At 62.3% G+C, this 26,320-nt stretch carries 30 protein-coding genes; 20 read left to right on the plus strand and 10 right to left on the minus strand.

Annotated features, from left to right (window positions below; translation table 11 throughout):
* Positions 1 to 50: 50 nt before the first annotated feature.
* The 9 genes from MPZ60_RS20040 to soxZ all read left to right on the plus strand — a co-directional run bounded on the left by MPZ60_RS20040 (position 51) and on the right by soxZ (position 10,469).
* Complete coding sequence (locus MPZ60_RS20040; protein ID WP_034355686.1) at positions 51 to 1,796, plus strand: diguanylate cyclase; 1,746 nt, start codon at positions 51 to 53, stop codon at positions 1,794 to 1,796.
* Positions 1,797 to 2,025: 229 nt separating this feature from the next.
* On the plus strand, positions 2,026 to 4,173 hold the full coding sequence (gene metG / locus MPZ60_RS20045; RefSeq protein ID WP_034355689.1) for a methionine--tRNA ligase: 2,148 nt from the start codon (positions 2,026 to 2,028) through the stop codon (positions 4,171 to 4,173).
* 184 nt (positions 4,174 to 4,357) lie between these two features.
* Positions 4,358 to 4,627 (plus strand): hypothetical protein, encoded by a 270-nt coding sequence (locus tag MPZ60_RS20050; RefSeq protein WP_231905935.1) that lies wholly within the window; start codon positions 4,358 to 4,360, stop codon positions 4,625 to 4,627.
* Between the two features lie 339 nt (positions 4,628 to 4,966).
* Positions 4,967 to 5,296, plus strand: coding sequence for a c-type cytochrome (locus MPZ60_RS20055; protein WP_034355691.1), 330 nt, complete (start codon positions 4,967 to 4,969; stop codon positions 5,294 to 5,296).
* Positions 5,297 to 6,574, plus strand: a complete 1,278-nt coding sequence (locus tag MPZ60_RS20060; protein WP_034355694.1) for an NAD(P)/FAD-dependent oxidoreductase — start codon at positions 5,297 to 5,299, stop codon at positions 6,572 to 6,574.
* Between the two features lie 188 nt (positions 6,575 to 6,762).
* Positions 6,763 to 7,785, plus strand: coding sequence for a YeeE/YedE family protein (locus tag MPZ60_RS20065; RefSeq protein ID WP_034355697.1), 1,023 nt, complete (start codon positions 6,763 to 6,765; stop codon positions 7,783 to 7,785).
* A gap of 184 nt (positions 7,786 to 7,969) precedes the next feature.
* Positions 7,970 to 9,301 (plus strand): FAD/NAD(P)-binding oxidoreductase, encoded by a 1,332-nt coding sequence (locus MPZ60_RS20070; protein ID WP_034355815.1) that lies wholly within the window; start codon positions 7,970 to 7,972, stop codon positions 9,299 to 9,301.
* Positions 9,302 to 9,460: 159 nt separating this feature from the next.
* Complete coding sequence (locus tag MPZ60_RS20075; RefSeq protein ID WP_034355701.1) at positions 9,461 to 9,949, plus strand: thiosulfate oxidation carrier protein SoxY; 489 nt, start codon at positions 9,461 to 9,463, stop codon at positions 9,947 to 9,949.
* Between the two features lie 190 nt (positions 9,950 to 10,139).
* Positions 10,140 to 10,469, plus strand: coding sequence for a thiosulfate oxidation carrier complex protein SoxZ (gene soxZ, locus MPZ60_RS20080; RefSeq protein ID WP_034355705.1), 330 nt, complete (start codon positions 10,140 to 10,142; stop codon positions 10,467 to 10,469).
* A gap of 166 nt (positions 10,470 to 10,635) precedes the next feature.
* Here the strand turns inward: soxZ and MPZ60_RS20085 are convergent, their stop codons facing one another.
* Together MPZ60_RS20085 and MPZ60_RS20090 are read right to left on the minus strand one after the other, a co-directional pair.
* A complete protein-coding gene (locus MPZ60_RS20085) occupies positions 10,636 to 11,343 on the minus strand; it encodes a YitT family protein (RefSeq protein WP_003065804.1) in 708 nt (235 codons plus the stop codon).
* Positions 11,344 to 11,664: 321 nt separating this feature from the next.
* Positions 11,665 to 12,171: a hypothetical protein gene (locus tag MPZ60_RS20090; RefSeq protein WP_034355707.1), complete on the minus strand. Its 507-nt coding sequence runs from the start codon at positions 12,169 to 12,171 to the stop codon at positions 11,665 to 11,667.
* 106 nt (positions 12,172 to 12,277) lie between these two features.
* Between MPZ60_RS20090 and MPZ60_RS20095 the strand changes: the two genes are divergently transcribed.
* From MPZ60_RS20095 to MPZ60_RS20115, 5 genes are all read left to right on the plus strand, one after another.
* On the plus strand, positions 12,278 to 12,736 hold the full coding sequence (locus tag MPZ60_RS20095; RefSeq protein ID WP_034355709.1) for a hypothetical protein: 459 nt from the start codon (positions 12,278 to 12,280) through the stop codon (positions 12,734 to 12,736).
* A 377-nt stretch (positions 12,737 to 13,113) separates the two neighbouring features.
* The gene (locus tag MPZ60_RS20100) at positions 13,114 to 13,320 is read left to right on the plus strand and encodes a DUF3460 family protein (RefSeq protein WP_003051953.1); all 207 of its coding nucleotides are present in this window, start codon (positions 13,114 to 13,116) and stop codon (positions 13,318 to 13,320) included.
* A 70-nt stretch (positions 13,321 to 13,390) separates the two neighbouring features.
* Entirely contained in the window at positions 13,391 to 14,248 is an 858-nt protein-coding gene (locus MPZ60_RS20105; RefSeq protein WP_003065796.1) for a ScpA family protein, read from the plus strand.
* Positions 14,249 to 14,384: 136 nt separating this feature from the next.
* Complete coding sequence (queE, locus tag MPZ60_RS20110) at positions 14,385 to 15,023, plus strand: 7-carboxy-7-deazaguanine synthase (protein ID WP_034355711.1); 639 nt, start codon at positions 14,385 to 14,387, stop codon at positions 15,021 to 15,023.
* A 157-nt stretch (positions 15,024 to 15,180) separates the two neighbouring features.
* Positions 15,181 to 15,546 carry a 6-carboxytetrahydropterin synthase gene (locus tag MPZ60_RS20115; protein ID WP_003065792.1) on the plus strand — a complete coding sequence of 122 codons (366 nt, stop codon included), beginning with the start codon at positions 15,181 to 15,183 and terminating at the stop codon, positions 15,544 to 15,546.
* 165 nt (positions 15,547 to 15,711) lie between these two features.
* Here the strand turns inward: MPZ60_RS20115 and MPZ60_RS20120 are convergent, their stop codons facing one another.
* On the minus strand, positions 15,712 to 16,740 hold the full coding sequence (locus MPZ60_RS20120) for a porin (RefSeq protein WP_034355713.1): 1,029 nt from the start codon (positions 16,738 to 16,740) through the stop codon (positions 15,712 to 15,714).
* A 347-nt stretch (positions 16,741 to 17,087) separates the two neighbouring features.
* Here MPZ60_RS20120 and panD point away from each other — a divergent pair, with 347 nt between their 5' ends.
* The 3 genes from panD (at position 17,088) to MPZ60_RS20135 (ending at position 18,677) form a co-directional block, all read left to right on the plus strand.
* Positions 17,088 to 17,468 carry an aspartate 1-decarboxylase gene (gene panD / locus MPZ60_RS20125; protein ID WP_003065787.1) on the plus strand — a complete coding sequence of 127 codons (381 nt, stop codon included), beginning with the start codon at positions 17,088 to 17,090 and terminating at the stop codon, positions 17,466 to 17,468.
* A 38-nt stretch (positions 17,469 to 17,506) separates the two neighbouring features.
* Entirely contained in the window at positions 17,507 to 17,872 is a 366-nt protein-coding gene (locus MPZ60_RS20130) for a 5-carboxymethyl-2-hydroxymuconate Delta-isomerase (RefSeq protein ID WP_034355716.1), read from the plus strand.
* A gap of 121 nt (positions 17,873 to 17,993) precedes the next feature.
* Positions 17,994 to 18,677 (plus strand): tRNA-uridine aminocarboxypropyltransferase, encoded by a 684-nt coding sequence (locus tag MPZ60_RS20135; RefSeq protein ID WP_034355719.1) that lies wholly within the window; start codon positions 17,994 to 17,996, stop codon positions 18,675 to 18,677.
* A 27-nt stretch (positions 18,678 to 18,704) separates the two neighbouring features.
* Here the strand turns inward: MPZ60_RS20135 and yiaA are convergent, their stop codons facing one another.
* The 6 genes from yiaA to MPZ60_RS20165 form a co-directional block, all read right to left on the minus strand.
* Positions 18,705 to 19,223: an inner membrane protein YiaA gene (gene yiaA, locus MPZ60_RS20140; protein WP_003065781.1), complete on the minus strand. Its 519-nt coding sequence runs from the start codon at positions 19,221 to 19,223 to the stop codon at positions 18,705 to 18,707.
* 197 nt (positions 19,224 to 19,420) lie between these two features.
* A complete protein-coding gene (locus tag MPZ60_RS20145) occupies positions 19,421 to 19,993 on the minus strand; it encodes a DUF4274 domain-containing protein (RefSeq protein ID WP_034355721.1) in 573 nt (190 codons plus the stop codon).
* A gap of 49 nt (positions 19,994 to 20,042) precedes the next feature.
* Positions 20,043 to 20,675 carry an aminotransferase class IV gene (locus MPZ60_RS20150; protein ID WP_034355724.1) on the minus strand — a complete coding sequence of 211 codons (633 nt, stop codon included), beginning with the start codon at positions 20,673 to 20,675 and terminating at the stop codon, positions 20,043 to 20,045.
* Positions 20,672 to 21,856 carry an aminodeoxychorismate synthase component I gene (gene pabB / locus MPZ60_RS20155; protein ID WP_034355726.1) on the minus strand — a complete coding sequence of 395 codons (1,185 nt, stop codon included), beginning with the start codon at positions 21,854 to 21,856 and terminating at the stop codon, positions 20,672 to 20,674. The genes MPZ60_RS20150 and pabB overlap by 4 nt, the downstream gene beginning before the upstream one ends.
* 162 nt (positions 21,857 to 22,018) lie before the next feature.
* Positions 22,019 to 22,318, minus strand: coding sequence for a DUF4148 domain-containing protein (locus MPZ60_RS20160; protein ID WP_034355729.1), 300 nt, complete (start codon positions 22,316 to 22,318; stop codon positions 22,019 to 22,021).
* 131 nt (positions 22,319 to 22,449) lie between these two features.
* The gene (locus MPZ60_RS20165) at positions 22,450 to 23,184 is read right to left on the minus strand and encodes a Crp/Fnr family transcriptional regulator (protein WP_034355733.1); all 735 of its coding nucleotides are present in this window, start codon (positions 23,182 to 23,184) and stop codon (positions 22,450 to 22,452) included.
* A 204-nt stretch (positions 23,185 to 23,388) separates the two neighbouring features.
* Between MPZ60_RS20165 and panB the strand changes: the two genes are divergently transcribed.
* Both panB and panC read left to right on the plus strand, forming a co-directional pair.
* Positions 23,389 to 24,258 (plus strand): 3-methyl-2-oxobutanoate hydroxymethyltransferase, encoded by an 870-nt coding sequence (panB, locus tag MPZ60_RS20170; RefSeq protein WP_034355736.1) that lies wholly within the window; start codon positions 23,389 to 23,391, stop codon positions 24,256 to 24,258.
* Between the two features lie 39 nt (positions 24,259 to 24,297).
* Positions 24,298 to 25,137 carry a pantoate--beta-alanine ligase gene (panC, locus tag MPZ60_RS20175; protein ID WP_034355739.1) on the plus strand — a complete coding sequence of 280 codons (840 nt, stop codon included), beginning with the start codon at positions 24,298 to 24,300 and terminating at the stop codon, positions 25,135 to 25,137.
* A 153-nt stretch (positions 25,138 to 25,290) separates the two neighbouring features.
* Here the strand turns inward: panC and MPZ60_RS20180 are convergent, their stop codons facing one another.
* On the minus strand, positions 25,291 to 25,692 hold the full coding sequence (locus tag MPZ60_RS20180; protein ID WP_034355742.1) for a hypothetical protein: 402 nt from the start codon (positions 25,690 to 25,692) through the stop codon (positions 25,291 to 25,293).
* A gap of 98 nt (positions 25,693 to 25,790) precedes the next feature.
* Between MPZ60_RS20180 and MPZ60_RS20185 the strand changes: the two genes are divergently transcribed.
* Positions 25,791 to 26,240: a MaoC family dehydratase gene (locus MPZ60_RS20185; RefSeq protein ID WP_012839648.1), complete on the plus strand. Its 450-nt coding sequence runs from the start codon at positions 25,791 to 25,793 to the stop codon at positions 26,238 to 26,240.
* Positions 26,241 to 26,320 lie beyond the last annotated feature (80 nt).

Consider the following 26,320-nt stretch of genomic DNA (forward strand, 5'->3'; position numbering starts at 1 on the left):
ATGCGTGAGACACTTTGCATGACCTTCATCATCGCTCCGACAACCGCCTAGTGACTCCATCCCCACAGCCCATCCGCGCTTCCAAATCGCTCAAGCTTTCGCTGATCCTGCCTTTTGTTGCCCTGATTGCGCTGCTGACATCGGCTCTAGGCATGCTCTGGTACTGGACCGGCAGCAACACGGTGTCCGCCTTGTCCGAGCAGGTGATGCAAGAGAAAGCCGAGCGCATCGCGCTGATCGTGGATCGCCACCTGTACCCGTCCAGTGCCGTGCTGGAGGCTGCGTTCCCCAGCGGCGAGTCCGTGGCCGCCGATATCCGCGAACATATTCCCGACCTGATCTCCCGGCTGTGGGTGGCGACCTCGCTGCATACCCGACCCAACGACTATGTGTACTACGCCAATATCGCAGGCCAGGGCATTGCTCTCAAGCGAGTGGCTCCAGAACTGGGCCAGTTGCGCCTCAAGACTCTGCCCGGCGAGCACCGCAGCTACTTCAAGGTCGCCGGCATGCATGCCGAGCCGATCTACGAATCCACCGAAACCAATCTGTTCGAGCCACGCCAGCGCCCCTGGTTCAAGCTTGCGGCACAGTCGGCCGATGTGATCTGGACTCCTGCCTATATCGACTTCAGTGCCAAGGACCTGGTGCTCACGCGCGCACGCCGCATTCTCTCCATCAAGAGCAGTCTCGAGGGTGTTGTGGCCACTGACATTTCGCTGCGCGCGCTCAACGAATTCGTCAACCAGCTGCATCTGAGCGAACATGGCCGGGCCTTCATCATCGAGGCCGACGGCTCCCTGATCGCAGCCACCGGCATGCCCAACATCCACCAGCGCAAAGACGGCAAGCTGGAGCGCATGACCGCCGCCAACAGCCAGGACCCGCTGATTCAGGCTGTGTACGAAAAAATCCAGGGCGCCTTCCAGTCCTCGCTGTCCAGCGAGGGCCCCGGCACGGCCCTGCTCGAAGATGACAGGCACAACCATATTCGCATTGCCTATCGGCGCCTGAGCAATGGAGCCGGTCAGGACTGGATGGCCGTGGTGGCCGTGCCGCACAAGGACATGCTGGCCGGCGTCTACCGCCATATGGCCCTGGTGGGCAGCCTGGGCCTGCTGGCCCTGGTCGTGGCCGTCGTCATCGGCACCCGCATCTTCGGTGCCGTGGCCAACGATATGCGCTCGCTGACCCGCGCCGTGCGCCGCGTCGGCCAGGGCGAGATCGACACGCCGATCGAAGTGCAGCGCCGCGATGAAATTGGTGAGCTGGCCCACAATTTCCACCGCATGCGCCACAGCCTGTTTACCGATCCACTGACCGGAGCCAGCAACCGCAGCGCACTGCAGCATATTCTGACCACACTCACCCGCCCCCTGCCCGGCCAGAACATGGCCGCCCCGTTTGCCCTGCTGTTTGTGGACCTGGACCGCTTCAAGCCGCTCAATGACCGCTGGGGCCATGACAACGGCGATCTGGCACTGGCCGAGATCAGCCTGCGCCTGCGCAATCTGCTGCGCCCCGACGATGTCGTTGCCCGCCTGGGCGGCGACGAGTTCATCCTCATCCTGCGCGGAGTCAGCGACGAGGAGCAGGTTCAGGCCGTGCGCCTGAAGATAGAACATGCGCTGCAGCAGCCGCTGGGCACGCTGCAAGGCATTCCCGAGGGCGAAGCCGTGACCGTGGGCGCATCCGTGGGACAGGCCCTATATCCCAGGGATGCCCAGGATGCACAAAGCCTGCTCAAGGTGGCCGACCAGGACATGTATCGCAACAAAAGGCCTTCGGTGGGCTGAGCGCAGCCTCGGCTATCGCTTCCAATTTTGAAGCTGCTTACGCTTTATATTCATAGAATTACTATTAATTTCAGCTTGAAAACAATATGTGCACTATGTAATTAGCTATAAAAAGCAAAGCGAATGCCGCTCCCGAACGAACTCGGCGGGCACCGCCGCAAAACCCGCGCCCGCAGCCTGATGCCAAGCCCTTCTAGAATGACGGGTTCTCTGTGAAAGCTGTTTCCTCATGACCGCACGCAAACTATTCGTCACCACCGCCCTGCCGTACGCCAACGGCAACTTCCACATCGGCCACATCATGGAATACATCCAGGCCGACACCTGGGTGCGTGCGCAGCGAATGCAGGGCAATGCGGTCAACTTCGTGGGTGCCGACGACGCCCACGGCGCGCCCATCATGATTGCCGCCGAAAAGGCCGGCAAGACGCCCCAGCAGTTCGTGGCCGACATCGCCGCCGGCCGCAAGCAGTATCTCGACGGCTTCCACATCGCCTTCGACAACTGGAGCAACACCGACAGCGCCGAAAACCACGAGCTGTCCAAGCAGATCTATCTGGACCTGAAGAAGGCCGGCTTCATCGAAACCCGCACCATCGAGCAGTTCTTCGATCCCGAGAAGAACATGTTCCTTCCCGACCGCTTCATCAAGGGCGAATGCCCGCGCTGCCACGCCAAGGACCAGTACGGCGACAACTGCGAAGTCTGCAGCTCGGTCTACGCGCCTACCGACCTCATCAATCCGTTCTCGGCCCTGTCGGGTGCCACGCCGGTGATGAGGTCGTCCGAGCATTTCTTCTTCAAGCTCTCCGACCCGCGCGCCGTGGATTTCCTGACCGAATGGACGCAGAACGGCAAGCATGTGCAGCCCGAAGTGGCGGCCAAGATCAAGGAATGGTTCGGCGTTCGCACCAACCCCGACGGCTCGACCAGCGAAGGCCTGGACGACTGGGACATCAGCCGCGACGCGCCCTATTTCGGCATCGAGATCCCCGATGCTCCGGGCAAGTACTTCTATGTCTGGCTCGATGCGCCCGTGGGCTATCTGGCATCGCTCAAGGAACTGCTCAACAAGCGCGGCGAGGACTACGACGCCTATATGGCCGACCCCGACCTGGAGCAGTACCACTTCATCGGCAAGGACATCATCACCTTCCACACCCTGTTCTGGCCTGCGATGCTCAAGTTCAGCGGCCGCAAGACACCGACCAGGATCTGCGTGCACGGCTTCATGACCGTGAACAACGGCGAGAAGATGAGCAAGAGCCGCGGCACCGGCCTCGACCCGCTCAAGTACCTGTCGCTCAAGATGAACCCCGAGTGGCTGCGCTACTACCTGGGCGCCAAGCTCAACGGCAAGAACGAAGACATCGACTTCAATCCCGAAGACTTCATGCTGCGCGTCAACTCCGACCTGATCGGCAAGTACGTGAACATCGCTTCGCGCGCCGCAGGCTTCATCAGCAAGCGCTTTGACGGCAGGCTGGGTCAGGTAAGCGAAGACGGCCAGGCCCTGCTGGCCGCGCTGCGCGAGCAGCAAACCGCCATCGTCGCCGCCTACGAGGCTCGCGACAGCGCCCGCGCCGCGCGCGAGATCATGCTGCTGTGCGACAAGGTCAACAGCTATGTGGACGCCAACAAACCCTGGGAACTGGCCAAGAAGGAAGGCATGGATGCGCGCCTGCACGATGTGTGCACGACCTGCATCGAAGCCTTCCGCATCCTGACCATCTACCTGAGCCCCATCCTGCCCGGCGTGGCCGCCGAAGTGGCCCGATTCCTCATCGTGCCGCCCGAGAGCTTTGCCGACGTGGTCAAGCCCCTGGGCGCAGGCCACCAGATCGGCATCTACCAGCATCTGATGCAGCGCGTCGATCCCAAGCAGCTCGAAGCCCTGTTCGAAGCGCCCGCCGGCCAGGCCGCCCCCGCCGCCGAACCCGCCAAGGCCGAGAAGAAGGCTGCCAAGAAGGCCGAGCCCGTGATCGACCCCAATGCCCCCGGCGGCGAGCCGCTGGCCGAGACCATCAGCATCGACGACTTTGCCAAGGTCGATCTGCGCATCGCCAGGATTCTGGAATGCAAGACGGTCGAAGGCTCGACCAAGCTGCTGCAGCTGACGCTGGACGTGGGCGAGAAGGACGAAAACGGCCAGCCCAGGACCCGCAACGTGTTCAGCGGCATCAGCAGCATGTACCAGCCTGAGCAGCTGCAGGGCAAGCTGACGGTGATGGTGGCCAATCTGGCTCCGCGCAAGATGAAATTCGGCCTGTCCGAAGGCATGGTGCTGGCCGCCAGCCATGCCGACGAGAAGGCCCACCCCGGCATCTATGTGCTGGAACCCTTCCCCGGCGCCCAGCCCGGCATGCGGATTCATTGATCTCATGATCCCCCCTGAGTCGCCTTCGGCGCCTTCCCCCCGAGGGGACGACACCTTCGCCGCGAGGCGGCAGGGCCGCCTTAGGCGCTTGCCCGGTGTCTCCTCCCGGGGGCGTGCCTCATCAGGCTCCTGCGGCTTCTGGCTGGCTGGAGCTTTTTTATGCCTGGCGCTTTCGGGCTGCACCGTGATCGCCGTCACCGGCACTGCCATCAGCGTGACAGCCGGGGCCGTGGGCCTGGCCGCCGATGCCGCCATCGGCACAGCCAAGATCGTGGGCAAGGGGGTTGGCAAGGCCGCCGATGCCTTGATGGATGAGGATCAGCCCGATGCCAGCGGCGTGAATATTCGCTACCGCGATCCGTCGGCAAGCGCTCCCGCAGCGGCAGAAATGCCGGCAGCGACCGCCAACACCATGCCTGCCGCGCCCTCTGACGGACTGCCGCCGCAAAACTGACGAATCACCCGCATCCGTTCACAGGAAACCGCATCTCGCTACACATCAGATAGCGCAATGCGGTTTTTTCATGCCCTGGCGCGCACCCGCAAGCACAAGCGCAGCGCATAACTAAATAACCAATAACTTCCTGTTACACCACCGGGATATTGAGCTTGTCAGAGCCGGTCCGCTTCCTAGAATCCGACTCCATCAGCTCTGCCTGCTCCGCCCCTGCCCAGAAGAATGCTCGACATTCACCACACATAACAAAGGCCGCGCACATTCAGGCATCGAGGTCATAAATCCCCCACGCGGCCTTGCGTGGGGACAACGGGAGGCCCCATGCGATCGAAACCCTTGCTCACTTCAGCGCGCTCTGCGCTATGGCTGGCTTTTGCCCTGGCAGCGCCGCTGCCCAGCCTGGCCAGCCCTGCTGCCACCTCCTTGCGTGTGCAGGATGTGGCCGTGCTGGCTGCCAGCTGCGCCAACTGCCACGGCCCGGACGGCCGCTCCACTGGCGTCATTCCCCAGCTGCGCGGCCTGCCCGAGGCCCATCTGCTGCAGCGCCTGCAGGCCTTCAAGGCCGGCACCGCCAAGGACGCCACCGTCATGACCCGTCTGGCCAAGGGCTACGACGATGAGCAACTCAAAGCGCTGGCCCAGTGGTTCAGCAAGAAGGGCCAGTAAATGCAGATCAATCGTCGTCAAATTCTCGGCGGTGCCGCCGCCGGCGCAGCCAGTTTCGCCGTGCCCGCCATCGTGCAGGCAAAGGCAGCTTCGGCCCATGTGGTCGTGATCGGAGGCGGCTTTGGCGGAGCCACGGCCGCGCGCTATCTGCGCCAGTTCGCACCGCATATCCAGGTCACACTGGTGGAGCCGGCCGAGCGCTTCTATACCTGCCCCTTCTCCAATCTGTACCTGGCCGGCCTGCGCAGCTGGGACAGCATAGGCCACGGCTACGGCGGTCTGCGCAAGGCCGGCGTGAACGTGGTCCATGCACGTGCCGACCAGGTCCTGACCGACTCCAGGCGCGTGCTGCTGTCCAACGGTCAGGCGCTGAGCTATGACAAGCTGGTACTCTCGCCCGGCATCGACATGCGCTGGAATGCACTGGAAGGCTATGACGAGGCGGCCGCCCAACTCGCTCCCCATGCCTGGAAGGCCGGAGCACAGACCCAACTGCTCAAGAAGCAGCTCGAAGCCATGCCCGACGGCGGCAAGTTCGTGATGGTCATCCCTGCCAACCCTTTCCGCTGCCCGCCCGGTCCCTACGAGCGCGCGGCCATGGTGGCGCACTACCTCAAGAAGCACAAACCCCGGTCCAAGATTCTGCTGCTGGACGACAAGGATGCCTTCTCCAAGCAAGGCCTGTTCATTCAGGGCTGGAAAGCGCTTTATGGCGACATGATCGAATGGGTCAAGCAGGCCGATGACGGCAAGGTCACACGCGTGGATGCCAGGAACCTGGAAGTGGAAACCGCGTTCGGCACCAGGCACAAGGCCGATGTGCTCAACGTCATCCCGCCCCAGAAGGCCGGCTTTATTGCCGACCGTGCCGGCGTGACCAATGCCAGCGGCTGGGTGCCCGTCAAGCCCGAGTCCTTTGAGTCCACTCAGGTCCAGCATGTCTATGTGCTGGGCGACGCCACGATTGCCGCGCCCATGCCCAAGTCCGGCTTTGCCGCCAATACGCAAGGCAAGGTAGCCGCTGCCGCGATTGCCGCCGAACTGAGCGGCCAGCCCCTGCCTGCGGCGGCCTTTGCCAATACCTGCTACAGCCTGATCGGCACCGATTACGGCATCTCCGTGGCCGGCGTCTACCGCACGGCGGCGGGCAAGCTGATCGAGGTGCCAGACTCCGGCGGCGTGAGCCCCTTGAACGGCGATGCGGCCTTCCGCAAGGCCGAGGCCGACTACGGCGCAGCCTGGTACAAGGCGATCAGCGCGGATATCTGGGGTGGTTGAATAGAGGCATCCCCCTGAGGCGCTGACGTGCCTTCCCCCTTCTCTCGTTGCGCTTCGCTTGCGGGAAGGGGGACGCTGGCTTTGCTGCAGGGCGGCCCTTGCTCGCCAGCCCTCGCGAAGCTTCACGCTTCATGCGCCTGGTGTGAATCTCTGCCGCCCGCCCTCCTCTGCTTTATTGAACGACTGATATGTTGTTGTGGTCTGTTTTTTTGCTGGGCATGGCCTTCGGCGTCGCCGCGCGTCTGGGGCGTTTCTGTCTGCTGCGCGGCCTGCGCCAGCAAATGGGGCGAGATACCGAAGTCGCTGCGGGCCAGGCACCTGCATTGCAGGCCTTTGCCCTGGCATTGGCCGTAGCCTTGCTGGCCTCGCAGGGGCTGCAGGCTCTGGGAATGCTCGATCTGAGCCAGGCCGCCATTGCGCGGCCCAGCTTTTCCATGGCTGGCGTGCTGATTGGTGGTTTGCTGTTTGGCATCGGCATGGTGCTGGCACGCGCCTGCGGCGCACGCTCTCTGGTGCTGCTGGCGGGAGGCAATCTGCGCTCTCTGGTCACCCTGGTGTTTCTGGCGCTGGGCGCGCAACTGGCCATGACTGGTGTGCTGACGCCTCTGCGCCTGTGGCTGCAGGCCCTCGCCCCCCTCACGCTGGCCCAGGCCACCTTGCCCGCCTATCTGTCTTCCCTGAATACATGGCTGCTGACGCTTGGGCTGGCCTTGCTGCTGCTGGCCTACGCCCTGCTGCGTCCCGGCCTGCGTCAAAGCCGCTTGCAGTGGAGCAGCGCGTTGCTCATAGGCCTGCTGGTGGCTGCCGGCTGGTGGCTGACTGCGCATATCGGGGTCGATGAGTTCGAGCCGGCCCGCCTCACCTCGCTGAGCTTCATCGGCCCGATTGCCGAGGCCCTGCTCTATCTGCAGCTGTCCGTGGGACGCGAGCCCGGCATAGGCCTGGCGCTGACGGCGGGCGTGCTCGCCGGCGCATTTCTCGCAGCCCTTGGCAGTCGCACGGCACGCTGGGAAGGCTTTGACTCCACCAGCCGCCTGGCTGCCAGCGCCGGTGGCGGCCTGCTGATGGGAGTTGGCGGCGTGCTGGCCGCAGGCTGCTCCATAGGCCAGGGACTGAGCGGGCTGTCCACGCTGTCGCTAGCCAGCTTTGCGGCCGTTGCCGGCATCCTGCTCGGAGCGCTTCTCAGCCTGCGCCTGCTACGCCAGCAATAGCGCTGGCTTCGCTTGGGTATTCACCTCCGGATCAGGACCTGCTCCTAGAATCTCCAGCCACCAGCTCTGCTTGTGCCGCGTGTCGGCTGAGAGGCAATCCCATCGCGCTGCGCCCAAGCTTGCTTCCCTCCACCGAATCCGAGGCCTGGATCAGGCCCTCATTCCCATTACAGGAGCAATGCTCATGCAACGTCGCCATTTCCTCTGGACTCCGCCCGCACTCGCCCTGGGCGCCGCTGCCGGCCCGGCAATGGCAGCACCCGCCATCATCAGCAGCCAGTCGCCCATCCTGCCGCGCAAGGGCAAGGGGCCTCGCATCGTGATCTGCGGCGGCGGCTGGGGCGGCATGACGGCGGCACGCTATCTGCGCGAGCTGATTCCCGCTTCCGACGTCGTGCTGCTGGAGCGCAATCCGACCTTCTGGTCCGGCCCCATGAGCAACAAGTGGCTGGTGGACATAGTTGGCACGGACTTCGTGAACCGCGACATGCTGCACCCGGCCAACAAATACGGCTACACGCTGCTGCAGACCGAAATCACGGGCTTCGAGCGCGACAAAAAGCTGGTGCGCACGGCCCATGGCCTGATCGAGTACGACTTCCTGATTCTCTCGGGCGGCATTCGCAACGATTACGAGGCCTGGTTTGGCAACGACCAACGCGCCATCGAGTACACGCGCACCCACTTTCCCAACGCCTACATCCCCAATCAGGAAATGCTCTCGCTCAAGAGCAAGGTCAAGAACTTCAAGGGAGGCACGCTGGTGATGACGCTGCCGCCTCCACCGCATCGCTGCCCGCCCTCGCCCTATGAGCGCGCCTGCCTGATCGCCTGGCATATCAAGAAGAACAAGATTCCCGGCAAGATCCTGATCCTCGACCCCAAGCCCAAGATCGCCCCCATAGGCGTGGGCTACAAGCAGGCTTTCGAGGAGCTGTACGCAGACATCATCACCCATGTGCCCAATGCCGGCGTCAAGGAAGTGGACCCCTTCAACAAGCAGATCAAGACCGCTGCGGGCGACTTCAAGTTCGACGACGCCATCCTCATGCCGCCCCACCAGGCCGCCGACATGGTCTGGAAGGCGGACCTGATAGGCAAGGATGCCGCCACCGGCAAGCCCACGGGCTGGGCCGATATGCATAACCGTCTGTTCCATGCCAGGAGCGACGACCGCGTCTACTTTGTGGGCGATCTGATGGGCGCGATCTCGCCCCAGTTCGGCCACTATCCCAAGAGCGGCCATGTGGCCAACTACATCGGCAAGATCGTCGCCCGGAACATTGCCGAGCGCGTGGCCGGCAAGGAGGTCGTGGCCCGGCTGCCCGACAACCTCTGCTACATGATGGTCAACGGCGACCCTCAGGAAGAAATTTCGGTGAAGTTCGAATACGAGGTGGACGCCAGCGGCCAGGTCAACCAGACCCAGATCGACATGGATGTGCGCACCTCCGATCTCGTCAAGGAAGACTTTGCCTGGATCAACGGCAAGTTCGGTGATTTCTTGGGCACTTAAATCTCCCCCTGAGCGGCTTTGCCGCTTCCCCCTCTCTCTTCGGGAGGGGGACGACGCCCTCTGCTAGGCGCCCCCGCCGCGAGGCGGCTCTTGCTTGGCGTCTCTCGCTTGGAGCCGGTGCGAGTTTTGAAGTTTTGTTGATTGGATTGAAGAGAAGCAATGTTCAAGAACACCACCCGTAGAAGCATGGTGCTGAGCGCGGCGGCAGCCGGGGCCAGTCTGGCTCTGCCCGCCCCTGCTCTCGCCCAGGCCAAGGCTCCGTTGGTCGGACCGCTGGCCCCCAACCCGGCCGAGTTCAGAAAAGCCATGGAGCAGTTCACGAGCGGCAAGCCCGGCCTGGCCGAAGGCCTGCAGCTCGATGTGCCCGTGCTGGCCGACAACCCCAGCGCCGTGCCCGTCAAGGTCAAAGTGACGCTGCCCATCACCGAGCAGGACTGGTGCGAGGAGATCATCGTGCTGGCCGAGCTCAACCCCTCGCCGCTGACCTGCCGCATGCAGTTCACTGCAGCAGCCGGAACGGCCGAGGCGGCGGTGCGCATACGCCTGTCCCAGTCGCAGACCGTGCATGCCCTGGCACGCATGAAAAGCGGCAAGATCCTGGTCGCCAAACAGGCAACGACCGTGGCCGCCAGCGGCTGCGGCATGTGAATCTGGAAACACCCCCTGAGTCGCTGCGCGCCTTCCCCCTCTGTTGTGCCACGCTTTGCGTGGCCGAGGGGGACACCGCCCGCGCGGCAGGTCGGTCTTTGCGCGGCGGTTGCTGGCCCAGGCCCACTTCTGGTTCGGGGCGTAGTTGCATCCACATTCACGATGGATGCCTGAACTGAAAGGAATTTAGATGAATAAGCCACCCCGCGTCTGGGTCAGCAATGCCAGCCCCAAGAAGGGCGAAGTGCTGCGCGTGCGCGCGCAGATGGAACATGTCATGGAAAGCGGTCTGCGCACCGACCCGGCCACGGGCAAGGTGCGCCCGCGCAATATCGTGAGCCGTTTCGAAGCCCGGCTGGGCAATACCTTGCTGTTTGCCTGGGAGCCAGGTATTTCGATTGCCCAGAACCCTTATATCGAGTTCACCTTTGTGGCGCGCGAAAGCGGCGAGCTGAATATGCAGTGGAAGGACGAGCAAGGCCAGACACTGAGCGCCCAGAAGACGATCAGCGTCGCCTGATCGCGAGAGCCATGAGAAATGGCTCCCCACGCTTGCCCACTACGTGTGGCCGCGGCCCCTCCGAGAGGGCCTAGGTGGCCCCGGCGTTTTCATCTTGGGCGGCCCGGCGATGAAAAAGCCCCGTCCGGTTTGCACCGGAGCGGGGCTTTTTCATGGATGACAGACCTCAGTTGCCCTGATAGCGGCCGGGGCGATGGCTGATCCACAGGAACATGCTCATGATGACCGCGGCGAGCACCGAATACGCCACACGCTCCAGCGGCACGATGGCCAGCGCCAGCAGCACAACAGTGCAGTCGATCATCATCTGCACCTTGCCGGCGCGAATGCCGTAGCGGTCCTGCAGATAAAGAGAGACGATGGTGGCCCCGCCCAGGCTGGAATGATGGCGTGCCAGGAACAGGCAACCCGATCCCATGAGCAAGCCTCCAGCCACGGCCGCATAAAGCGGATTCAGGTAGTCGATATGAATGAAGCGCGGGCCCACATCGGCCATCAGCGCCAGCATGGCAACCGAGACAAAGGTCTTGATCGTGAATTCCGCGCCCATGCGCTTCCAGGCAAACCAGTAGAACGGCAGATTGATGACGAAGAAAATGGCACCGAAAGGCAGTCCCGTCACATAGTGCAGCAAAAAGGCCACGCCCGCCGTGCTGCCCGTGAGCAGTCCCGCCTGCGCAAACAGCATCATGGTGATGGAGACAAACAGCGAGCCTGTGAACAGGGCCTGCGCGTCCTCGAAGCGGCCATGGCGCAGGCCCGAAGTGGCCGGTGCAGCAGCAGCGGGGGCATCCATGCGGCCGGCCAGTGCAGAGCTGGCCGAAGAAGATAGCGGTGTGGACATGTCGGGTAAGACAGCAAGATTGATGCCCATGATCTCGATAAAGACCGGGGCGAGCCGGTGCGGATAACACCGGGAAACCCCTTAATTTTACGGATGGACTCATGCTGTATGCACATGATTTGCTGCAACGCAACAAATCTCGAAGGGGAATTTCAGGCGCAACTCCGTCGTATATTTCAAGCTTTTCGGCATCCATCGCTTACAGGGAAAGCGTCAAAAGCTATCAATTCAGAAGCATCTCGACTCCCCCGCCACCACAGCATTCAGCCCCTCTTCAGACCAGAGGCAAAAAAGCCCTGTCTGCGCCATCGCAAACAGGGCTTTGAACAGATCCGGTGGCTTTGCAGGCGATCAGCCGCGCGACTCGTCGGGCAGGCGCTCGCGGTTGAGCGTGCGCAGCACCCGGCCATCGGAGCCAAAGGTGACCGTGAACTGCATCTCGCGAGTGGGCGGATCGATGTAGTTCCAGTCCCAGTCGGTTTCCTGCTTGAGCTTGTAAGTCATCATCTTGGCGGGCTTGCCCAGCATGCGGCGCACCTCGTTTTCCTCCATGCCGGGCACGACCTTGGCAAACACATGCGGAGCCAGCACCTGACGCAGCGCACTCATCTTGCCGTCCGCGTCTATGGTGATCATGTAGTTCCTGGCGCCGGCAGGCTGACGGTTGTACTCGAAGGTGCGCGAGCCATCTTCCTCGTTCCAGATGCGCTCGGGCTCGCCAAACTTCGCACGCACATCGGCCTCGGTGGACAGGCCTTCCTCCAGCTCCTTGATCTTCTGCTCGTCACAGCCCAGCAGCGCCAGGGTGCTGATTGCAGCCGCCGCCAGGGCCGCCGTCAAACGGGAAAAAATATTCATGGGCTTGAATCACAATGCTTGCCAGACAGAATGCGAATTCTGACATCAAGCCACCCGCGCACACGCGCCACTTTTGCAAACGCTTGTCAAAACGGAGTCATCCCCAGTGAGCACAACCCTAGAACAACTGTTTTCCCAATTCAGCAGCGCAGCACAGGCGGCCCGGGATCAGCAGGACAAATGGCTGATCATTGATCCCGTCTACGAACACCTGGAGACACTGCAGGACGCCGCACTGGAGCAGGTCCTGCCCCATATCCTGGCGCTGATCGAAACCTATCCCGAACTGGACTACGGCGGCCCCGGTCCGTTCGGCAGCCTGATCGAGGAGCACCCCATGGCCTCCTACACCCCGGCCTTGCTGGCGTCGCTTGAGCGCCAACCCAGCGTGCAGGTGATAGGCTGGCTGGACCGCACCATGCGCGTGGACGAGGACTTCCAGCGCAATGATCCGAACCCGGTCGGATCCGCCGAATTTGCCGCCGTGCTGCGCAAGATCGTCGATTCGCCACTGGCCTCGGACGAATGCAAGGAGTTCGCGCAGATCTGTCTCAAGGATCTATAAGAACGAGCTTGCGATCTCTACGCAGCCGCGTTGGAGCGCAATCGGGATGAGTTCGAAGCGGTGGCTCGCCGCTTGCACCGGGGTGCAAGCAAGAGTCAGCGCGTAGAAATCGCCCGATTTCGCTCCAACCCTTCGGGACAGTGTCTTTGCGGACGCCCGGTCAGGGGCGGTCTGCGGCGTTGCCTCGCCGTCCGCGCAAATCCTCGCAACAGCAGAGCTATTGCTGCGGTATCGCGCGCGGGGGGCCGCCCCCTGGCATCCCATCCCGCAAAGCCTCTGTCGCGGCGCGAGGAGATCGCAAGCACGTTCTAAAGGCCCGGTGCGGGCCTGGCGCCCGCGTCGGGCTAAAATCCGCTGTTCTGAGAGGTTTTACACATATGTCTTTCTTCCGCCGCCCCGACTACCGTTCCGACACCACCAACTTCATCAACGACCTGAAGCAGCAAAAGCCCGAGCTGGACAAGCAACAGCAAGCCGGTCGCGCCCTGCTGTGGGACAAGGACGTGAACTATGAAGTCTGGGAAGATCTGCGCGCCGGTCGCGTGGAACAACAGCCCTACGTGTACCAGACCAACCACTCCTGATCTTTTCGATGAAATCAGCCTCAAGCGCTTACTCATCAAGCGCGCTCAGCTCTGCAATCCATAGCAGACCATGAGCGAGGCTGAAGAACAGACCCTGTTGCCGGGCCAGAACCCGGACGCTTCTGATCCGTCGCCTTCGGTCGTCGATCAGGTGGCCCTGGCACGCCTGTACGGCGAGCCGCTGTTTGCGCTCCCCCAGGATCTCTATATCCCGCCCGATGCGCTGGAAGTCTTTCTCGAAGCCTTTGAAGGCCCGCTGGACTTGCTGCTCTACCTGATCCGCAAGCAGAACTTCAATATCCTCGACATCCCCATGCTGGACGTGACGCGCCAGTACATGACCTATGTGGACGAGGTGCGCAGCCGCAATCTGGAGCTGGCAGCCGAATATCTGCTGATGGCGGCCATGCTCATCGAGATCAAGTCGCGCATGCTGCTGCCGCCCAAGAAGCAGGAGGACGGCGAAGAAGCCGAGGATCCGCGCGCCGAGCTGGTGCGCCGCCTGCTCGAATACGAGCAGATGAAGCTGGCCGCCCAGCAACTGGGACAGCTGCCCACCTACGGGCGCGACTTTCTCAAGGCCACGGTCTATATCGAGCAAAGCCTGCAACCGCGCTTTCCGGATGTGGAAATCGGCGAGCTGCAAGCCGCCTGGCGCGACATCCTCAAGCGCGCCAAGCTGGTGCAAAGCCACAAGATCACGCGCGAAGAGCTGTCGGTGCGCGAGTACATGAGCCAGATCCTCAAGCAGCTGCAGGGTCAGCGTTTTGTGGAGTTCGAGCGCATCTTCAATCCGGAAAAAGGCTCGACCGTGCTGGTCGTCACCTTTATCGCCATGCTGGAGCTGGCCAAGGAAACGCTGATCGAAATCACCCAGGCCGAAGCCTACGCGCCCATTTATGTGCGCCTGGCCTATACCCCGGTGTGAGGCCGGAGAACAGTTGCAGGGCCTCGGCCTTGTAACCCTATGGCCCACCAGAAGTTCAGCAAGGGCTTACATTCGCATCCTGGGCTGCAGCATGCCAGCCTCCTGTTCCACCGCGCCTTGACGCGACACCTACGACATGACATACAGCGTCAAAGAAATTTTCTACACCTTGCAGGGCGAAGGCGGCCAGGCCGGCACGCCGGCCGTGTTCTGCCGCTTTGCGGGCTGCAATCTGTGGACCGGCCGCGAGCAGGACAGGCCCAATGCCATCTGCCAGTTCTGCGACACCGATTTTGTCGGCACCGACGGCACGCTGGGCGGCAAGTTCGCCACGGCCGATGAACTGGCCGAGCGCATCCTGAGCCAGTGGCCTGCCGACGACAGCCGGCACCGCATGGTGGTGCTGACTGGCGGCGAGCCTTTGCTGCAGGTCGACCCAGCCCTGATCGCCGCCCTGCATGCGCGCGGTTTTCGTATCTCGGTGGAAAGCAATGGCACGGTGGCCGCACCCGAAGGCATAGACTGGCTGTGCATCAGCCCCAAGGCCGGTGCCGACTGGATTCAGCGCAGCGGGCAGGAGCTCAAGCTGGTCTGGCCTCAGCCCACGTTCGACCTGGCGGCCATTGAAGCCAGCACCGAGTTCCAGCACTATTTTCTGCAGCCCATGGACAATGCCCAGCAGGGCAGCAATATTGCCGCCTGTATCGCGCAATGCATGCAGCGCCCCGGCTGGCGCCTGAGCCTGCAAACCCACAAGCTCACGGGCATTCGATGAAACACCCCCTGAGTCGCTTCGCGCCTTCCCCCTCTCTCGCTACGCGGGAGGGAGACGACAGCCTCGCTGCGGGGCGGCGCGGCCGGCCCAGGCCCTTGCTTGCTGTCACTGGCGTTGGTGCGTGCCGGTTGCATGCGCAAAGCCAGAAATAACGTTTATGCAGTTCACCGTTCACCAGCGTTTTTTCTTCGATGCCGCCCATACCCTGGAGCGGGCTATCGAGACCGAGAGCAGCCGCCGCATTCACGGCCATACTTACTGGGCGGAGGTCAGCGTGAGAGGCCCGCGCAATCCGGACAACGGCATGGTCATCGACCTCGGCCACCTGCGCGCGCGCCTGGAGTTGCTGCGCGATCAGCTAGACCATCACTTTCTCGATGAAGTGCCGGGCCTGGGCAAGCCCACGCTGGAAAACCTCTGTCTCTTCATCGCCAATGCCCTGGCCGACCTTGAGCCCGCGCCCAGCCGCATCCGCGTCTGGCGCGACAGCATCGGCGACGGTTGCGTGCTCGATCTGTCCTGAAGACAGCCGCCGCATAAGCCCCGAAACAAACCCCAAAAAAAGGCCCCGCTATTGCGGGGCCAGCTTGCTGAGAGTCAGACGGCTTCCCCACCAGGAGGCCTAACTCGGCAAGATCATCAGGCAGCAGAGTGCGGCAGCCGCCGCAGCTCTTTGCTGCCCATGCTCTTAGAAATTGTGGCGCAGGCCGATTTCGTAGCCCGTCAGGCTCTTGCCCACAGCGGGTGTAGGGCTCAGCGACGAACCCAGCTTGCGGGAAGCCTTGTCGTCATTGCTCATGCGCGCCACGGCTGCATAGATTTCGGTGCGCTTGGACAGCTTGTAGCCATAGCCCAGAGCAAGACGCTGGGAGTCCGCATCGCTTTGCTTCTTGTCCTTGTACCAGGTGTAGGCAGCACGCAGTTCGCCGGCGCCCAGAGGCATTTTCACGCCCAGGCTGTACAGATCGACACGCTTGCCGTTGCCGCGGTCGGACGCGATCAGCAGCATGGGAGTGACAACGCCGAAGTTGTAGGAAGCGCCCAGATTCATGGTCTTGTAGTCCACGCCAGCGGCAGCCGTGCCGCCGCGGGCGATGCCGTAGGCTGCGGCAACGTTCAGGGGACCGTTGGCATAGCCCAGACGCAGGCCGGTGGAGCTGGCCAGGCTGTGGTCGTCGGCCTGCTCGCCAAAGCTATGGGTCAGCTGGCCGTAGACGCCGCCCAGCTTGGGCAGCAGATAGCTGATGGCGTTGGAGTTGCGCTTGGGGTTGGAGCCTTCGGAGGTGCCTGCAGCCGAGCCGCTGATCAGGTTATGGCCATTGATGGCGCCCATGCCGGTGTCGCCAAAGGCATGGAAGGTTTCCAGGTTCTGGTAGGCGGGGGTCTTGTCGCGACCCAGGCGGACTTCACCGAAGTTGCCCAGCAAACTGACGGTTGAGCGGCGATCGAACTTGAAGCCGGAAGCCGTGCCGTCGTCCACGCTCAGGCTGCCCTCCAGCCAGAAATCGGCCTTCAGGCCGCCGCCCAGATCTTCCACGCCGCGAAAGCCCAGACGGCTGCTGGAGTTGCCGCCGTTGGCCAGGCCGGAAACACTTTTGCCGGTCGTGGAGATGTGGGCTACCGACACGTCGGCCACGCCAAAGACGGTCACGCTGGATTGAGCCAGGGCACCGGCGGAAACGGTCAGGGCGGCAAGGGCGAGAAGAGTTCGTTTCATGCTGTTCACTTGTTTGTAGAAATGAGAAAGCCCATGCAGTACGGAAATGGCCTGCCTTGGACGGGCCCCGTCTGGGACTAAAGTCATTAAACAAAGTGAAAATGAAACATTAGTTACAACCCTTAAATTCTCAACAAAACAACAATCTCAACCACAATCGTCACATCGTCCTACATCAGCGGTTGGCAGAACTATCGACATCGAGAATGCGCAGGCGCCGCATTTCCCTGTCAATGCCCTCAATGAACTACATGGGTTTTACCGATCGCATTTAGACTTGCGTGATTTTTCGCAAGCACAGGCCTGCCCCATTCCAGCAACGCGCAAAGCGCCCCAGAGAGACAACCATGTTCCGCACCCTGCTCAAATCCAAGATCCACCGCGTCAAGACCACGCAATGCGAGCTGCACTACGAAGGCTCCTGCGCCATCGACGAGGATCTGCTGGATGCCGCCAACATTGCTGAAAACGAACAGGTCCATATCTGGAATATCGACAACGGAGAGCGCTTCGTGACCTACGCCATCAAGGGCGAGCGCGGCTCGGGCATGATTTCCGTCAACGGTTCGGCCGCTCGCCGCGCCAGCGTGGGCGATCTGCTCATCATTGCCGCCTTTGCCCAGGTTCATGAAAGCGATGTGGCCGAGCACCAGCCCCAGCTGGTCTTTGTGGACGACAGCAACAAACAGGTCGAGCTGCGCCACAAAGTGCCCACCCAGATGCTGTAAAAACGGCTTTTGCCTCCAACACCGAGCGAGAGAACTCCATGCCTCATCTGCATATTGAATACACCGACAACCTGACCGGCCTGAACGAGCGCGAACTGATGCGCGACATCAACGCTGTGGTCTGCTCCCATCCCACCGTTCTCGATGAAGCCGATGTGAAGGCCCGTATTGCCCGCCTGAACATGGACCATGTCTATATCGGCACCCAGCCCGAAAAGCGCGGCTTTGTCCATGTACACCTGCAGCTGATGGCAGGCCGCAGCACCGAAGCCAAGAAGCAGATGTCGGACGGCATCGCCGAAGTCCTGAGCCGCCTCGTGCCCCAGCCTGCCGATGTGATGGTGCAGCTGAGCGTGGACGTATCCGATATGGACAAGGCCACCTACTTCAAGGGTCGCCTGTAAGTCCTTCACGACTCCCTCAACAGCGCCCGCAGCCCATGCTTGCGGGCGTTGCTGTTTCAGGGACATCGGCCTGAATAAAAATCGCCTTGCCTTCTCCAAAGGCACAAACAGCTCTTGAATCATGAGCAGACCTGACTCTCGCCCCCGCTGCCCCCACTGTCACCGAGCACTGCGTACCTGCATCTGCTCGCTGGCCCAGGCGGTCGCGCATCAGGCCGAAGTGCTGATCCTCATGCATCCCATGGAAGTGCATGAAGCCAAGGGCACGGGGCATTTGCTGCATCTGTGTCTGCCGCATAGTCGGGTCATGGTGGGCGAGGAATTCGATGCCACCGAGCTGGAAGCGGCTCTCCATGGAAGCTGGGCCAGCTGGGCCGATACCGATGGTGCGCCACGCCACAGCCTGCTGCTCTACCCCGATACCGCAGAGCAGGATGCCGCCCTGGGGCTGGCTGCGGCCAGCCCCCTACCCTTGCCCTGGCCGCAGCCGCCAGAGCGCCTTCGGCTGGTGGTCATCGACGGCACCTGGCGCAAAAGCCGCAAGATGCTCTATCTCAATCCTGCACTGCAAGCCCTGCCCCGCCTGCCCCTCCAAAATGTGGAGGACTCCGGCTACGCCATCCGCAAGGCCCATCTGCCAGGGCAGCTCTCCAGCTTCGAGGCAGCGGCCCAGGCCCTGGCACAGCTACACAACTGGACCGCAGATGGGTCAGCCAATGCAACACTGCATGAAGTCTTCAAGCAGTTTGTGGCGCAGCAAATGCAGCTGCGCCAACACAATCAGGCGCCCCAAAGGAGCGCCTGATGTTCAGCCGTCAAACGGCTTTTCGACTCAGCGGTTATTGACCACCTGCTCAGGCACATCGGCAGGCTTGGCGGGATCGGTCACCACCAGAGCGGGGCCGCTGCGCTCGCTCTTGCCGCGCTTGCGCTCTGCTGCTCCATCGTCGGCGCTCAGGCTGTCGCGGGTGTTTTTCTGCACGGCAATCGCACCGAACAGGGCCAGCGCAAAAGCCATGGCATAGAAACCTTTTTCGCTGAGCTGCAACGTGGCGTTGAAGAGACCTGTGCCCAGAAGCAGCACCGCGATGATCAGCGCCACCCAGCTGATGCCGTAGTAAATGCCGGTCACGGCAACGCCTTCAAGCTTGTCGCGCACGGTTTTCTGCAGCGAGATGGCCGAGTACAGGCCCAGCACCAGCACGGCAAAGTAAAAGCCTTTTTCGTTGAGCTGCATGGCTGCATTCCACAGCCCGGCCATGAAGGCTACAACACCCAGCAGCAAGGCGGCCCAGGATGCGCCGACAAAGGCTGTTGAAGGCTTGTGGCTGGTGACGGCTTGAGAGTTCATGAGCTTGTCTCGAAAGTTGTGGTGAACGGATAGTAGAAAATCCATTCTCTCAAGCCAAGAGTTCCTTCACAAGGTATCGCCAGAAGATACCCAAAGAGCTATTTTTACTCACCAGGCGCTGGGCTTGGGTTGCAAGCATGCTTACATATGCCCTGAGCTACAACCATTGCCAGGCCATCGCGCGCAGGCTCTGGGCCTCAGTCCTCATCCTCGACTTCGTCCCCATCCATGGCGGCATTGAGCTCCTCCTGGACATGAGGCGGCATGCCGTCTTCCCAGCCATGCTCGTCGACATAGGCATAGATATCGGGTTGCTCGCCGGGCACGGCCTGCAGCATGATGGCCGGAATCTGCCATTTGGCTTCATCGCCCTTGACGGCTTCGCTGGTCCAGTCATAGCCAGGATGCTTTTCATTGCCCGTGGGCGAGGCCAGATCGTTGGCCGGATCCCAGCCAATGGTGGCCGGAGCAAGATTGCCCTGTTCAAAGCGCTGGCTCAGTGCCTGCACACGGGCCCAGCCTGAGCGGTTGATGCTGGGGACCTTGTCCTGCGAAGCATAGTGCTGGAAGTAGCCCGGCTGCTGATACCAGTACAAGGCCTTGGCAACGGCCGGCTCCAGCTTGGGATACTTGCTGATCCAGTCGGGCAGCGCGCTGCCGTTGTCGTAGTTCATGGTGGTGACCACGGCCAGCCACTGAAGGGGCGTGGCAGTGGCCAGGAATTCCTTCATCAGGTCCAGATACAGGGCATCAAAGTCGTCGTCATCCATGGCTGAGACTCCTCCAGGTTGCTTACATCCGCACGATAACAAACCAGGCCTAGGCGATCAAACGAGCATCCAGCCAGCCACGCAGGCTATTGATAAAGGCCCAGCCGCTGGCATGACGCGCCTGCTCCAGCGTCACCACCTGCTCCGTCAGCCGGCCCTGGGACAGGGCCAGTGCCCGCCCCACGCCCGGCAGCAGCCCGCATTGCAGCGGCGGGGTGACCCAGCGCCCATCCAGCTGCACGGCAATATTGCCGCGCGTGCCTTCGGTGATCTGACCGTCCTCGTTGAAAAGCACGATATCGAAAATGCCGGCGCTCTGGGGCTTGAAAGCGTCGTAATGCTGACGTACCGAGGTTTTGAAACGCACCACATCACTATGCGCCACCGCGTTTGCAATGGGTTGATGCGCCAGCTGCAGCGCCACCGGCTGGACCGAGGGCGGCAATGGCTCGGCCGTGATCTGCACTTCACCGGTGATCGAAAGCGCCAGCCGCACGCGCCAGTCGCCCATGGAATGCGTCTGACTGGCCATGCGCTCCATATCGGACTCCAGCTGCATCTGCATCAAGGGATAGCGAAAATGCTGTGCAGTAATCTGCAAGCGGGCCCAGTGCAAGGCCCAGTTCTGCCAGCGGCCATCCTTGAGCGCCAGGGTTTCGAGAATTTCAAGATTCGTGTTCATGCTCCAACACCTTGCTCAAGCACCTTTAGAAAAGCCTGCTTGTGCTGCCATTCCATCCATTCATCGGCCGCATTGGCGCTGGCCGTGATGCCGCTGCCTATGCCGCAGCTCAGGCGCCCATTCCTGAGCACCACTGTGCGAATGGGAACATTGAAAGTTGCATGAATACTCCCCGGCTTGGCCCCGGGTCGCACCACGCCCAGCGCACCGCAGTAGACACCACGAGGCTCGGGCTCCAGCTCGCGAATCAGGCGCATGGCCTGGCGCTTGGGCGCCCCGGTGATCGAGCCGCAAGGGAACAGCGCCCCGAATACATCCACCAGCCGCACATCCGGGCGCGTGCGTGCCACCACATCCGAGGTCATCTGCCAGACGGCCGGCAGTGCCTGGACCTGAAACAGCTGCGGCACTTTCACGCTGTACGGCACGGCTATGCGTGACAGATCGTTGCGCAGCAAGTCCACGATCATCACGTTCTCGGCCCGCTCCTTGGCCGACTCGCGCATGGTTTGCGCGGCCTTCGCATCGGCTTCGGGGGTCCTGCCGCGCGCCGCCGTGCCCTTCATGGGGCGGGTCAGAATCCGCTCGCCGTCCCAGTCGAAAAACAACTCCGGGGACAGCGACAGCACCTGCATGTCGCCGCTGTCGACCAGCGCCGCATAGCCTCCGGGCTGGGCCTGCTGCAGCCTTGCAAACAGCTCTTGGGCCAGGGCGGAAGTATCGGACTCTTTCTCCCCCGAAAGCTCTGCAGTCAAGGGGGCCGTGTAATTGATCTGATAGCAGTCGCCCGCCGCGATGGCCGCATGAATGCGCGCCACATGGGCATCGAACTGTTCGCGGCTCAGAGCCGTCTGCCAATGTATTGCCGCAGAAGGCACGGGCGGGTTCTGCCCGCAGGCAGCCAGCGGCCCACGATGCACGCCGAACCAGACCAGCGGCTGGCCAGTGGAATTCCTATGCACGGCCTCGGCATAGGCGCGATCAAACCCGCTGGCCGCCTCATAGGCCAGCCAGCCCACGCACCACAGGCCTTGCTCGGCAGCCTGCTGCACGGCTTCCAGCACGGCAGGCACGTCCTCGGGCCGATACGCTTGCAAGACCTTCTCGGGCTCGCCAAAGCCATGCTGCAAACGGGCAACCCCCGTCTGCCAGGGAGCGGTGAAATCAAGAACGGTTTTCAAGTCAGATCACCTGCAAGCACACTATCAATATGCGCCGAATGCTATCAAACTTGCTATATCCATCAGCCTGGCATTGCCGGCATAAAAAAACGCGCTGAAGGAATCCCTCAGCGCGCATCCACCAATGGGCCACCTCTGTCGGATGGCTAAGAGAGAACTCTGTTACTTGCCGCCCAGTTGCGACTGGTACTTGGCCACGGCAGCCGTGTAGGCGGGGCTGGCCAGCAGACGCTGGTATTCGGCATAAGCCTTGCGGTACTCGGTGCTGAACTCTGTTTCGACATAAGCCGCAGGCGTGGGCATATAACCCAGACCTGCACGCTGGTACATCTCAAGGTCGGCCATCACTTCGGCACGACTTTTGCTGGAGGTTACGGAAGTTTGGGGGAGGTCTTGAGCCATGGCAACCGCGGCGCTGGCGGTCAGCACAGCTGCGGTCAACAAACGGGTGAGGGAGCGCATTTTCAATCCTTTCAACGGCGCAGCGGCGGAAAGAAGACCTGCCGCGTGCTGCACGACTGAACTATGCGCCCGGCCCCCACGAGCCGTCTGTGCGTTTTCTCACGCAAAAACTCATTTCACATTGCGAAAAATCAATGCGCTTCTTCGAGCAACAGCCGCAGGCCATCGACGCGGCAAAGACGCAGATTGCGCCCTTCACGTCTGAGCAGGCCCAGGCGCGTGAGCCGCGACATCTCGCGTGCGACCTCTTCGCGGCTGGTGCCCAGCATCAAGGCCAGATCGTTCTGGCGCGGAGCCGGCGACAGCAGGGCCTCGTCGTTCTCGATTCCCGCCATCTCGGCCCGCTCCAGCAACTGGGCATGCAGGCGGCCTCGCACCGTGAGGGTTCCCAGGCTGACCACACGCCGCGCCAGCACCCCGGCCAGCTCGCTGAGCCGCTGGACCACGGCCCGCATGACCAGAACATCGCTCATGATCAATGCTTCGAGCTCGGCACTAGAAAGCGATGCCACCAGGCTTTCATGCGTGGCCTGCACCTGCACGGACACATGCTTGACCAGAGGCTTGGACGCGAAAGCACCAAAAAAGAAACCGGGCTCCAGATAACCCAGAATCATGGCCCGCCCGCTGGTGCTGTAGCTGCCGACACTGAGCTGGCCGTTGATCAGCATGTACATGCGCTCATCGGTATAGGCCCCGTGCAGCACCTGTCCCGACTCCAGCCGGTGCCAAAGGCATTGCCCCGCCAGCACGGACAGCCTCTCGTCGGACAGCGACTCCAGCCAGCTCACGCTGCGCAGCCCCTGCCAGGCCACGGCTGAAACAGGGGAAGAAACCGACGACAGCTGAGGCTCGACCATGGACATGAACAACCTTGTGCAAAAAGAAATGGAAGGCCGCAAAACGCAGGGCCATGCAATGCATGGCCACACAGCATAGTAAGGTGGCCGACAGCAGCCATACCCTTTTTCAACGTGGCGCTGCAGCGCAGCATCGCATAGACTCGCGGGCAAATTTGCCTGCAGGCTTTTCTGCGGGGCCCAGCCATAGACAAGACCAGGAGACATCCCATGACCGCTACCGGCACGCCTTACGGCACCATCCCCCCCTCTTCGCCCCAGCCCCAGCGCCGCCCCGTCAGCCTGCCGCGCCTGGCTCAGATGCGCGCGGCCGGTGAAAAAATCACCATGCTGACGGCCTATGACGCCACGTTTGCCGCAGTGGCCGACGCGGCCGGGGTGGAGTGCATCCTGGTCGGCGACTCGCTGGGCATGGTCTGCCAGGGCCTGCACAGCACCGTGGGCGTGACGCTTCAGGATATGGCCTATCACACGGCCAGCGTCACGCGCGGCCTGCATCGCGCCCAGGCCACAGCCTGGGTGATTGCCGACATGCCCTACGGCAGCTATGCAGAAAGTCCCGAGCAGGCCATGCGCAGCGCCTGCCAGCTGATGCAGGCCGGCGCCCATATGGTCAAGCTCGAAGGCGGTGGCTGGACCGCTCCCACCGTGCGCTTTCTCGTCGATCGCGGCGTGCCCGTCTGCGCCCACCTGGGACTGACACCGCAGACCGTGCATGCACTGGGCGGCTACCGCGTCCAGGGCAAGGACGAGCAGGCAGCGGCCACGCTGCGCCAGCATGCGCTGGAGCTGCAGGACGCCGGGGCCGCCATGCTGGTGCTGGAGATGGTGCCCGCAGCCCTGTCCGCCCAACTGACCGAAGAGCTGCCACTGTGCCACACCATAGGCATTGGCGCGGGCAATGGCACGGCTGGCCAGGTTCTGGTGCTGCACGACATGCTGGGCGTGAACCTGAGCAAGATGGCCAGGTTCGTGCACAACTTCATGGCCGATGCAGGCAGCGTCAAGGGCGCCATGGAAGCCTATGTGCAGGCCGTCAAGAATGGCAGCTTCCCCGACAATGCCCTGCACGCCTGGTAAGTCCGGGCTTTTGTTTTTGTTTTCCCCACTGTTTGAGTCATGCAAATCGTTCACACCATCGCCGACCTGCGCGCTGCCCTGGCCGGTCGCGGCCACCCTGCTTTTGTGCCCACCATGGGTAATCTGCACGAGGGCCATCTCTCCCTGGTGCGCCAGGCCCGCCAGCATGGCGATGTGACCGTGGCCAGCATCTTCGTGAACCGTCTGCAGTTTCTGCCTCACGAAGACTTCGACAGCTACCCGCGCACCTTCGATGCCGACTGCGCCAAGCTGGAAGCCGAGGGCTGCGACATCGTCTTCGCCCCCAGGGAGAAAGACCTCTACCCCGAACCGCAGACCTTCAAGATCCAGCCCGATGCGCAGCTGGCCGACATTCTGGAAGGGCACTTCCGCCCCGGCTTCTTCACCGGCGTCTGCACCGTGGTCATGAAGCTGTTCCAGGCCGTGTTTGCCACCACGGGCGGCGGCACGGCCGTTTTCGGGCAAAAGGACTATCAGCAGCTGATGGTGATCCGCCGCATGGTGCAGCAGTTCGCCCTGCCCATAGAGATCATCGGCTGCGCCACGGCGCGCGCCGACAGCGGCCTGGCACTGAGCTCGCGCAACGGCTACCTCAGCGATGAGCAGCGTGTGCAGGCCATGGCGCTGTCGCAGGCGCTCAAGGCACTGGCCGATGCCGCACGCCAGGGCGGCAATCTGGCCGACCTCGAAACGCAGGCCATGGCCGCGCTGCGTGCCAAGGGCTGGGAACCCGACTATCTGAGCGTGCGCCAGCGCAGCGATCTGCAAGCGCCTGCTGATGCGCGCAGCGGCGATCTGGTGGCCCTGGGCGCTGCACGCCTGGGCAGCACCCGGCTCATAGACAACCTGGAGTTCTAGGCCCTCTTAGGCGCTTTGTGGCGGGGCATGTGGGCAACGGGCGGCACACCCGCTGTGGCGCGGCCAACCCAAGATCAGGCCCTTGCCCCGTGTCTCTGATTCAGGCCGCGCCAGTGTCAGGCATCAAGAACAATGCAGAGGCTAGTAGCGCTCTCAGCACTGGTAGGAGTCCACGGAGCATTGGCTTGCCGGTGCCCTCAACTCCAGGCCCCGGCCCTGCAAGCGGCAGAACAGGCCGCTGCCCATTTCCAGCTCCAGCACAAAATCGGCATCGCTGACAAAAGGCAGGGGCAGGCTGCGCAGACGCTGACCAGCAATATGCAGCTGCGCTTGCCGGACACGGCCCACGGCAGCCAGGATTGGAGTCAAATCAGCCTCTGAAGCTTCTTCAGTAAGCGCAATGTGCTTGCATATCAATAGCAACGGCTGCCACAGGCCCTCGCCAGCGCCTGCTCTGTCGCCGTCATACAGACGGGCGGCGGAAAAGCGGATCTGCAATGCGCCGTTCTTCAGGCTGATTGCGGCGACCTCGGAATCTTCAAACTCGAAATTCATGGGCCCGAGCATAGCGCTCTGGCACCTTGGCAACAGCAGCCAGGGCCGCTGCCGCGCATACTGCCGGCTACTCCACACAAGAAGGAACGAGGAGCCAAATGAGCGAAAAACTGTATCTCGATGATCTGTACGTGGGCCAGAAGTTCGTCAGCGAGGGCTACCCGCTGGATGAAGCGCAAATCATTGCCTATGCCAGGCAGTTCGACCCCCAGGTCTTTCACCTCGACCCCGAAGCCGCCAAGCACACCTTCTTCCAGGGCCTGGCCGCCAGCGGCTGGCATACGGCCTCCATCAGCATGCTGCTGGTGACGCAAAGCATTCCCCTGGCCGACGGCGTGATCGGTGGCGGCATGGAAGAGCTGGCCTGGCCCCAGCCCACACGCCCTGGTGACGTGCTGCAGGTCGAGTCGGAAATCGTGGAGATCATTCCTTCCCAGTCCAAACCCAACCGGGCCCTGGTGCGCGTGCTCTCCCACACCAAAAACCAGCGCGGCGAGGTGTTGCAGCGCTTCAGGCCCAAGATGGTGTGCTTCAAGCGCCCGGCCTGACCCTCGCGCAGCAAAAGTCCTGGGCACTGCTTAATATCGCCCACCGGCGCTGCCTGCTCTGCACAGGCAGCGCATCACTT

This window comes from Comamonas sp. 7D-2, assembly GCF_022749555.1.
In the GTDB taxonomy this organism is placed as follows: Bacteria; Pseudomonadota; Gammaproteobacteria; order Burkholderiales; family Burkholderiaceae_C; genus Comamonas; species Comamonas thiooxydans.